The 9,164-nt window shown below is 72.0% G+C and carries 8 protein-coding genes; 7 read left to right on the forward strand and 1 reads right to left on the reverse strand.

Annotated elements, in window-relative coordinates; all coding sequences use genetic code 11:
• Positions 1 to 34 precede the first annotated feature (34 nt).
• The 7 genes from secD (at position 35) to FJ251_01460 (ending at position 8,645) form a co-directional block, all read left to right on the forward strand.
• Positions 35 to 1,696 (forward strand): protein translocase subunit SecD, encoded by a 1,662-nt coding sequence (gene secD, locus FJ251_01430; GenBank protein MBM4116391.1) that lies wholly within the window; start codon positions 35 to 37, stop codon positions 1,694 to 1,696.
• 23 nt (positions 1,697 to 1,719) lie between these two features.
• On the forward strand, positions 1,720 to 2,652 hold the full coding sequence (gene secF, locus FJ251_01435; protein MBM4116392.1) for a protein translocase subunit SecF: 933 nt from the start codon (positions 1,720 to 1,722) through the stop codon (positions 2,650 to 2,652).
• Positions 2,653 to 2,747: 95 nt separating this feature from the next.
• Positions 2,748 to 3,281 (forward strand): hypothetical protein, encoded by a 534-nt coding sequence (locus tag FJ251_01440; protein ID MBM4116393.1) that lies wholly within the window; start codon positions 2,748 to 2,750, stop codon positions 3,279 to 3,281.
• Complete coding sequence (locus tag FJ251_01445; protein ID MBM4116394.1) at positions 3,272 to 7,507, forward strand: HAMP domain-containing protein; 4,236 nt, start codon at positions 3,272 to 3,274, stop codon at positions 7,505 to 7,507. The genes FJ251_01440 and FJ251_01445 overlap by 10 nt, the downstream gene beginning before the upstream one ends.
• Positions 7,508 to 7,579: 72 nt before the next feature.
• Positions 7,580 to 7,951 carry a phage holin family protein gene (locus FJ251_01450; protein ID MBM4116395.1) on the forward strand — a complete coding sequence of 124 codons (372 nt, stop codon included), beginning with the start codon at positions 7,580 to 7,582 and terminating at the stop codon, positions 7,949 to 7,951.
• A gap of 35 nt (positions 7,952 to 7,986) precedes the next feature.
• On the forward strand, positions 7,987 to 8,412 hold the full coding sequence (locus tag FJ251_01455) for a hypothetical protein (GenBank protein ID MBM4116396.1): 426 nt from the start codon (positions 7,987 to 7,989) through the stop codon (positions 8,410 to 8,412).
• A gap of 53 nt (positions 8,413 to 8,465) precedes the next feature.
• On the forward strand, positions 8,466 to 8,645 hold the full coding sequence (locus FJ251_01460; protein MBM4116397.1) for a hypothetical protein: 180 nt from the start codon (positions 8,466 to 8,468) through the stop codon (positions 8,643 to 8,645).
• A gap of 80 nt (positions 8,646 to 8,725) precedes the next feature.
• Here the strand turns inward: FJ251_01460 and FJ251_01465 are convergent, their stop codons facing one another.
• The gene (locus tag FJ251_01465; protein MBM4116398.1) at positions 8,726 to 8,971 is read right to left on the reverse strand and encodes a hypothetical protein; all 246 of its coding nucleotides are present in this window, start codon (positions 8,969 to 8,971) and stop codon (positions 8,726 to 8,728) included.
• Between the last annotated feature and the right edge of the window lie 193 nt (positions 8,972 to 9,164).

The following is a 9,164-nucleotide window of genomic DNA, read 5'->3' on the forward strand; positions in this document are numbered from 1 at the left end:
CGGAGCGGGCCCCGGCCCGCTCCCGAGGTGAGGCATGTCTCGAAACCAGAAGATCAAGTTCTACAGCACCTTCGTCGTGCTGGCGCTGAGCCTCTGGCTCCTCTGGCCGAGCTTCTCCTTCTTCTCCAAGAGCAAGGCGGAGCTCAACAGCCTGCGCGTCAACGACGGCAAGGCCTACAATAAACTCCTCGACAAGTCGCTCAGCCTGGGGCTGGACCTCCAGGGCGGCACCTACCTGGTGCTCGAGGTCGACCTCGAGGGTGTCCCTGACGAGAAGCGCGCCGACACGGTGAACCAGGCGATCAAGGTGATCCGCAACCGCGTCGACCAGTTCGGCGTCTCCGAGCCGAGCATCACCAAGCAGGGCGACAGCCGCATCGTGGTCGAGCTGCCGGGCCTGCCGGACGTGGAGCGCGCCACCCGCCTGCTCAACACGACGGCCCTGCTCGAGCTGAAACTCGTCGCCCAGCAGGGGGAGACCTTCTCGGCTCTGCAGAAGCTCGACCAGGTGATCGCGAGCCGCGCGGCGATGCCCGGCGCCCCGGCCGCGGCACCCGCGCCGGTGGCGAGCGCGCCGGCCAGCGGTGACAGTGCCATCTCCTTCCTCGCCGAGACGACGACGCCCAGCGCGGCGGCGCCGGCCGAGGGCGAAGGCCTGCTCACCCTCATGCGCGGCTACGAGGGCGGCGGCATCTTCATCTACAAGGACGACATGGCGAAGGTGAAGGCCTACCTCGACGATCCCCTGGTCGCGGCGGCGGTGCCGCCCGGCTACGAGTTCATCTGGGGCGCCAAGGATATCGCCGACGCCAGCGGCCGGACGGCGCGCTTCCTCTACTACTGCTCGAGCCGCGTCGAGCTGGACGGCAAGAGCCTCACCGGCGCCGTGGCCGAGCCCGACAACGACCGGCCGGGCTTCCACCGCGTCGCCTTCACGCTCGACCGCGCCGGCGCCAACACCTTCGCGCGCACGACCGAGCGCAACGTCGGTCGCCAGCTGGCGACGATCCTCGACGACCAGGTCTTCCTGGCGCCGGTGATCGAGTCCCGCATCGGCGGCGGCTCGGGCGTCATCACCGGCCGCTTCACGGCCGATGAGGCGGCGGACAACGCGATCCTCCTGCGCGCAGGCGCCCTGCCGGCCACCATGCGCATCGAGGAGGAGCGCTCCGTCGGCCCGAGCCTGGGCCGCGACTCGATCACGATGGGCTTCCGCGCCGCGCTGATCGGCTTCATCGGCATCCTCATCTTCGTGCTGGTCATCTACCGCGGCAGCGGCCTGATCGCCATCGGGGCGCTCATCCTCAACCTGATCATCCTGCTCGCGGCGATGGCCTACCTGCACGCGACGCTGACCCTGCCGGGCATCGCGGGCATCATCCTCAGCATCGGCATGGCGGGGGACTCGCACGTGCTCATCTACGAGCGCATCCGCGAGGAACTGCGTGGCGGCAGCAAGGTGCGGCCGGCGATCGCGGCCGGCTTCGACCGCGCCTTCACGACCATCTTCGACTCGAACCTGACGACGCTGATCACGGCGCTCGTGCTCTACATCTTCGGCATCGGCCCGATCAAGGGCTTCGCTGTCACGCTCACGATCGGCATCATCGTGAGCATGTACACCGCGCTGCTGGTGAGCCGGTCCATCTTCGACCTCCTCACCTACAAGCGCCCGATGCAGTCCCTGAGCATCTGAGCGACGGAAAGACGAGGCATACCATGCTGGAACTACTCAAGGACACGAACTACCAGATCATCCCGCGGCGCTGGATCCTGATCTCGATCTCGGCCGTCGTCATCCTGGCCGGGCTGATCAGCCTGGTCGTCAGGGGCGGTCCGAACTACGGCATCGATTTCCAGGGCGGCTACAAGTTCATCGTCAAGTTCTCGGGCCCGGCCGAGCTGGCGCGCGTGCGCGAGGTCGTCAACGGCCTCGGCTACTCGCACAGCCAGGTCCAGGACTTCGGCAGCGAGCACGAGGTGGTGATCGTCCTGCCCTTGGAAGAGGAGATCGCCGCGACGGGCGGCACGGATCCCGTCCAGGCCCGTCTCGGCGAGGCCCTGCGGGCGAACTTCCCGGTGGCGGAGATCAGCCAGGAGAAGGTCGGGCCGAAGATCGGCAGCGAGCTGCGCACGCAGGCGCTCTGGTCGATCTTCTACTCGCTGCTCGGCCTGATCGTCTACATCACCTGGCGCTTCGAGTTCAGGTTCTCGATCGCCGCCATCGTCGCGCTGATCCACAACGTGATCATCATGATCGGCTTCTTCAGCCTCCTGAACAAGCAGATCGACCTCACGGTGCTCGGCGCCTTGCTCACCCTGGTCGGCTACTCGATCAACGACACGATCGTCGTGTTCGACCGCATCCGCGAGAACCTGCGCTCGCATCGGCGCGGCCAGTCCTACGCCGAGCTGGTGAACGCCAGCATCAACCAGACGCTCAGCCGCACGATCGTCACCGGCGGCTCGGTGCTGATCGTGGTGGCGATGCTCTTCCTGTTCGGCGGGGCGGTGATCCACGACTTCGCGTTCACGCTCTTCGTGGGCACGCTCGTGGGCACCTACAGCTCGATCTTCATCGCGAGCCCGATCCTCGTCGAGTGGCAGGCCGCCAGTCAGCGGCGGCGCGAGCGCCGTCTGGCCACGGCCTAGCCGCGCGCAGCGAGCCGCTCGTCTCCCTGGAGGGGGCGCCGCGAGGCGCCCCCTTTTTGCTGGCGCCGCCTGAGCCTGCTCCTTAGGATCGCGCCATGCGCCTGCGCCGCCTCCTGCCGCTCTGCGCGCCGCCGCTCGCCCTCGCGGTCCTCCTCGCGGCGATGGCGGGGGCGGTCACGCCCCCGGCGGCGCCGCCGAGGGCCGGCGCCGGCGAGGCGGGGCCGCGGCGCAGCGAGCTCTGGCGGCACAGCCTTGCCGGGGCCGAGGGCCTCGCGCCCGCCGTCGAGGGGCTGGCCGCCGCGCTGGTGGCGGGGAACGCGCGCGCGATCGTCGCCCAGAGCGGACCCGGGCGCCTGCGCTTGCAATCGCGCGGGCTCGGCCTGCCGCCGACCCTCTGCGGTCCCGCCCAGGCTCGCGTCCTGCTGCATAGCCAGCTCCAGCCGGCCGGGCGCGCCGAACTGCGCCTCGGCCCCGCGGCGCTGGACGGCACGGGTGAGCGAGCGCGCGTGGCCTTCGACCTCCTCGGCGGCGAGCTGGGGTCCGGCTCGCCGGCGCAGCGCCGTTTCATCGCCGTCTACCGGCGGGAGGCTCCGGCGGCCTGGCGGCTGGAGGCACTGCGGTGCCCTTGAGCCGCCGGCACTGGGGCCGAGCGCTGCTCGTCACCTTGCTGCTGGCGGGGCGGAGCGCCGCTGCTCAGACAGAGGCCTGGACCCGCCACAGCGAGAGCGCCCTGGCCGCCGCCGGCGAGGCGCTGACCGCGCAGATCGATCTCGCTCTGGCAGGCCTGGCCAAGCGCGGCGAGCGCCTGAGCCAGGCCGCGCCGGCGGCGTTGCCGGACGCGGCGAGCGCCTTCGCCTTCCTCGAGCGCAGTCTCGGGCCGGCGCCGACGCTGGCCGGCCTACCGCTCGGCGTGCAGCTGCTGCGCGGCGACGAGCCGCTGGCCTGGCTCGGCCATCCGATTCCCCCGGACGAGGAGCGGGCGACCGCGGGGCCGGCGCTCGGCAGCTTCGGGGTCTACCGCTTCCTCAGCCTGCGCGGGCCACTGGGCGGGACTGGGCTCGACTGGCTGCTCGACCTGCCCCTCGCGCCACGCCTGCCCGGCGGCGGCGGCGGTCTGCCGACGCTGCTGGCGGCGCCGGCGGGGCTCGACCTGCGCGTCCTGCCGCCGGAGTCGCCGCCGGCGAGCGCGCCCGGCGCGCCGGGCTGGCGCAGCGGGCCGAGCGAGTCGCCCGGCAGCCTGCAGGGGCCGCTCCAGCGCTGGACGCTCAGCGCGGGCGGCCGCGAGCTGCTCGAGATCCAGTTGCAGGCGCCCGCTGCCCCGAGCTTCGCGCGCGCCACGGCGGCGGCGCGGCGCGCTTGGCTGGGCCTCGTCGCGGCCTTGCTCATCGTCGCCGTGGGGCTGATCCTGCGCTGGCGGGGTCGACGCCTGCGCCCGGGCGGTCTCGACCTGCCGCTGCGCGCGCTCTTCCTCAGCCTCTGGGTGCTGGCGCTGCGGCTCGTCCTGCGCTGGGGAGAGCTGCCCGCCCTCTGGCTCGGAGGACGCTTCTGGAGCGCGCGCGACTTCGCCCTCGACGTCCCCGGCGGCGTCTTCGCAAGCCCGGGCGAGTTCCTGATCAGCGCCCTGGCCGCACTGCTGCTGCTCGTTCTCGTGCTCCGGCCCTACCTGCGGCCCGAGGCGGAGCGCGAGGGCGACGAGCCCGCGCGCACGAGCGCCGACGGCGCCGGTCCTCTCGCCCAGGCCTTCGCCCTGCTCGCGCCGCTGGCCGGCGTGCTCGCGGCCTGGCGCTTCGCGGCCTGGGTCTACGCGAACACGGCCCCGGCGCTGCTCGGCGCCGAGGGCCTGAGCAGCCTCCGGCTCGTCGGCTTCGACGTCGCCCTCTTCCTCGCCGAGGTTTTCCTGCTCTGCCTGTTCCTCGTGCCGGCCCACTTCGCCTGGCGGCGCCTGCCGGAGCGCCGGCTGCTGCGGCTGGGCGGCGGTCTGCTGCTCGTGCTCGCCGTCGGGGCCCTGGCGGGCCTCGCCGTCGCGCTCACCCTCGCGCTCATCCTGCCGGTCGCCTGGGGCTTTCGCCGGGCCGCCGCACGCCTGACGGGCCTGCTCGCGCACGCCGTTCTCGTCATCCTGGCCGCCACGCTCCTGATCGAAGGCGCGCAGGAGACCGCGCGCCGCGAACTGCGCGCCGATCTCGCCGTTCGCGGCGCCGGCGCGGCGGCGGGGCGCGAGTCCCTCTGGCTTCCGCAGCAGGTCGAGGAGACCCTGCTCGGTCTGGGGCGCGAGCCCGGACTGCGGCGCGATCTCCCGCGGGGGCGCGGCGGCGATGCCTGGCTCGCCCTCGCCGCCTGGCAGAGCGCGGACCTCGATGCGCTCGGCGAGCGCGGTGCCCTCGAGCTCTACGACGCGCGCGGCCGCCTGCGCAGCCGCTATCAGCGGGGCATCGAGCTGGCCGAGCCGCCGCGGAGGCCGTCGCTTTCCGGCGAGCGCGCCGACCTCTCGCTCAGCGTGCAGCCGGGGGTAACGGTCGTGGGCGCGGATTCCCTGCGCTTCGTCGAGGGCGAGCTGGCCCTCGTCGCGCCCGACGGTCGGCCCCTGGGCTGGGTCATGCTCCGCCTGCGCGAAGGGTGGCCGGCGGACGCCGCGCTGCTGGCCCCCGCGTCGACCGCCCAGCGTCTGCTGGCCGGGGCGCAGCGCCTCTTCCTGCATCTGCTGCTGCTGCTCGTCCTCGTCGGGCTGGATCTCGCCTTCTCGCGCGTGGAACCGGTGCGGCGGCGGCTGCCGTCGCTGCTGGGGCCGCACGGCCTCGGCTTCCAGCACAAGCTGCTGTTCTACTTCCTCATCGTCGCCATGCTGCCCGTCCTGCTCACCGGGCTGCTGGCCAGCCGGCAGCTGCGCGCGGAGCAGGACGGGGCCAGCCTGCGCACCAGCCTCGAGCGCGTGCGCGCGGCCCAGCGCTCGCTCGAAAACCGCGTGCGCCAGGAGGCGCGCGATCTGGCGGCGAGCGAGTACGTGCGCAACTTCATCGTGCCCGACTTCCCGACCACGGTGCGCGACATCGGCAGCCTCGAGCACAACCGGCTGATGATCTTCAACGGCGCCGGCGAGCTGCTCCTCGACGAGAGCCTGCGCAACTGGCAGCCCGCCCAGGTGGACTCCTTTCTCGCGGTCGTGCCGCCCGGGCGCGTGGTCTACGAGCGCGAGGGTCGCCGCGTGCACGCCGGCATCCTGTTGCCGATGGAGATCTGGCATCGCGAGCGGCGCATCGCCTTCACCGTCTACTATCGGCTCCAGGTGGACGCTTCCCTCCTCGACGGCCTCGGCGAGGTGGTGGGGGGAGGGCTGAACCTCTACAGCGCGGGCTCGCTGCTCTACGCCGATCGCCCGGAGCTCTTCGGCCTCGGCTATCAGTCGCCGATGCTGGATCCGGCCACGGTGCGCGCCCTCGCCGACGGCCGCGCCGGGGCGCGCCAGGATCTCGCGCATGCGGGCGGCCTGCGGCTGGGTCGGGCGACGCTGCCGCTCGCGGACGCCCGCGACCGACCGCTCGCCCTGCTGTCGAGCGTCGAAGTCGCCGGCCTCGCCGGGCCGGCGGTGGGACTCGGCGAGAGCGCATCGCTCATCTTCAGCATGATCGCGCTCCTGATGATCCTCGCCCTGCTGCTGGGCAGCTTCCTGGCCGGGCGGGTCTTCCTGCCCGTTCGCCGCCTGCAGCTCGCCGTGCGGCGACTGAGCGCCGGCGACCTGGCGGCGCGCCTGCCCGCCGGGGGCGCCGACGAGATCGGCGAGCTGATGACGAGCTTTAACCGCATGGCCGAGGGGCTCCAGGCCACGCGGAGCGAGCTTGAGCAGCGCCGGCGCTTCCTGGAGAGCGTGCTCGAGAACGTCGCCAGCGGCGTGCTCGCCCTCGACGGGGCCGGCCGCCTCGTCTCGGCCAATGCCGCCGCGCGGCGCCTGCTCGCGCTGGAGGACGAGCGGCTCGAGGGCCTGTCGCTCGCGGCGTTGGCCGCGCTCGCGCCCGCCGCGGACGGCCTCGACCGCGGCGCGCTCTTTCGGCATCTCGCCGCGCACCCGGGGGGCCTGCGCGGGCTGGCCTGCGAGCTGCGCCTGCAGGCCGCCGAAGGCGCGCGCACGCTGCGCCTGGCCGACGCCGATCCGACCGGCGAGCGCGTGGTGGTCTTCACGGACGTCAGCGAGCTGATCCGCAGCCAGAAGCTCGCCGCCTGGAGCGAGATGGCCCGCCAGGTGGCGCACGAGATCAAGAACCCGCTCACGCCGATCAAGCTCTCCGCGCAGATGATGGAGCGCGCCTGGCGCGATCGGCGCGAGGACTTCGACGGCATTCTCGGCGAGAGCCTGGCCAGCATCGACGAACAGGTGGAGATCTTGAGAAGGATCGCCCAAGAGTTCAGTCAGTTCGGACGCCGCGCCGAGTTGAGTCTGGAACCCGTGGACCTGGGCGGCCTGCTCGCGGAGATCCTCGCGCCCTACCGCGACACCCTGCAGGTGGACTGGCAAGGACCGACGGCGCTCACCGTGCGCGCCGACCGCGAGGCTCTGCGCAAGGTGCTGCTCAACCTGGTCGAGAACGCGCGGGAGGCCATGGAAGGAGCGGGCCGGCTCGAGGTCGCCCTCGCCGGCGATTCCGAAGGCGGTGGCGAACTCGCGCTGCGCGATCACGGCAGCGGCATTCCCGAGGAGGCGCTCGGCCGCCTCTTCGAGCCCTACTTCAGCACGAAGACCCGAGGGACCGGCCTCGGGCTCGCGATCAGCGCGCAGCTGGTCGAGGAGATGGGCGGCCGCCTGCGCCTGGAAAACCACCCGGGCGGCGGGGCTGTCGCCAGGCTCGCGCTGCCACCCGCCTGATCGTCTGGCGGCGCGAGCGGTCGTGCGCTATCATCGGGCTGACCACTGAGAACCTCAGCCGGGAGGGACGGCGTGCAGTTCATCCTGCGCCTTCTGATCACGGCCTGCACGATCTTCGGCGTTGCCTACCTGTCCGAGGGCCGGCTCGTCGCCGTCGACAGCTTCTGGCCGACGGCGGTGCTCGCCGCGCTCGTGCTGGGCCTGGCCAACGCGGTCGTCAAGCCCGTCGTCAAGTTGCTGACGCTGCCGATCACCTGTCTCACGCTCGGGCTCTTCCTGCTGGTGATCAATGCCGGCATGCTCTACCTGGTCGACTGGGTCGTGCCTGGCTTTCGGACCGTGGGCTTCCTGCCGACCGTGCTGGCCTCGCTGGTGATCGCGTTCATCAGCGGCATCGGCGGCAAGCTCGTCGACCGCGATGACAAGCGACGCGATCGCGACTAGAGCGGCGGCCGGTCCGCCGGCCGCACTGGGGGGGCATGAATCCGGTCCTCGCGACAGTTCTCGGGAGCCTCGCCGGCGCCGCCGTCCTGGTGGCCGCGGCGCTGCTGGTGCGGGTGCTGCTGCAGCTCCAGGCGCTGATCCGGCGCCTCGAGCGCAGCGCCGAGTACATCGAGGCGCGACAGCCGCAGGTCGATCGCCTTCTGGACGGACTGGAAGCGGAGCTTGCCGAGTTGCGCGGCGTCACCGAGAAGGCGAACCGCATTGCGAGCACCGTCGACGGCGTGACCGGCGAGCTGGGCGCCGCGCTGCAGCCGGCCGTCCGTCAGGTCGGCAATCTCGCCCAAGGACTGCGCGCCCTGCGCGCGGCGAGCGACAAGGCCCTCGGCCAGGGCAAGGATGCTCTCGCCAAGGCGGCCGCCGAGGCGCGCGACGCCTTCCGCCGCGAGCAGGACCGGGGGTAGTCGTCACGCGGCCCTCTCGCCACTCGCGCCGCGCGCATGCTACACTGGAGATCATGGCCAGCAACGACAGCGGGAATCTCGTCGTCGTCGACCTGGGCTACAACGAGGTACCCTGCGAGCCAGGGCACTGGTTCACCTTCAACTGCACCGGCAGTCTCCCCGGCGGTTGCGACTGCATGTACTCCAACGCCGTCGAGGACGCCACCTGGGGTCAGATCAAGGCGCTGTACTGAGACACCCCGCAGCTTACGAGCGAACGCCCGTCGGCTCCCGCCGGCGGGCGTTTGCGTTGTGCGCCAGCTTGCTGTGCAGACTAGTCCGGAGAGGGTGGCAGAAGCGCCGCCAAGATGCGCTCGCGCTGGGCGGGGTCCGGGAAGTCATGGCCGTAGAAACGCAGGAAGAGCGCACGGCGCGGCTCCTCGCCGGGCGGGAGGCCGGCGAGCACGAGTGCGCGCGCCGTGTCGAAGAGACTGCTCGCCATGCGCAGGCGCTCCTCGGGGGTCAGCGCCATGATTTGGCGCCGGTAGATTTCCTGGACGTGGCGAGGCGTGTCGTCCATCTCAACCCCGCAGGTGCTCGAGATCCGCGAGCACACCAAGGTCGGCGGCCCACTGGCGCAGGTACGCCCAATCGAGTTCGGGCTGGGACGCCAGGATCTGCTCAATGTCCCTGAGTTGCAGCTCTGATCGCGAGTCGCGCCGCCAGCAGAGCTTCGAGAGCAACAAGTCCTCGGGGGCTACGACGGAGTAAGA

Source organism: bacterium, from assembly GCA_016873475.1.
In the GTDB taxonomy this organism is placed as follows: Bacteria; Krumholzibacteriota; Krumholzibacteriia; order JACNKJ01; family JACNKJ01; genus VGXI01.

What these genes read in the sequence shown, in the direction of transcription:
- FJ251_01455 (MBM4116396.1), top strand. Translation starts at nt 7,987, where the DNA reads ATGAATCCGGTCCTCGCGACAGTTCTCGGGAGCCTCGCCGGCGCCGCC.
- FJ251_01465 (MBM4116398.1), bottom strand. Translation starts at nt 8,971, where the DNA reads ATGGACGACACGCCTCGCCACGTCCAGGAAATCTACCGGCGCCAAATC.
- secF (MBM4116392.1), top strand. Translation starts at nt 1,720, where the DNA reads ATGCTGGAACTACTCAAGGACACGAACTACCAGATCATCCCGCGGCGC.
- FJ251_01440 (MBM4116393.1), top strand. Translation starts at nt 2,748, where the DNA reads ATGCGCCTGCGCCGCCTCCTGCCGCTCTGCGCGCCGCCGCTCGCCCTC.
- secD (MBM4116391.1), top strand. Translation starts at nt 35, where the DNA reads ATGTCTCGAAACCAGAAGATCAAGTTCTACAGCACCTTCGTCGTGCTG.
- FJ251_01460 (MBM4116397.1), top strand. Translation starts at nt 8,466, where the DNA reads ATGGCCAGCAACGACAGCGGGAATCTCGTCGTCGTCGACCTGGGCTAC.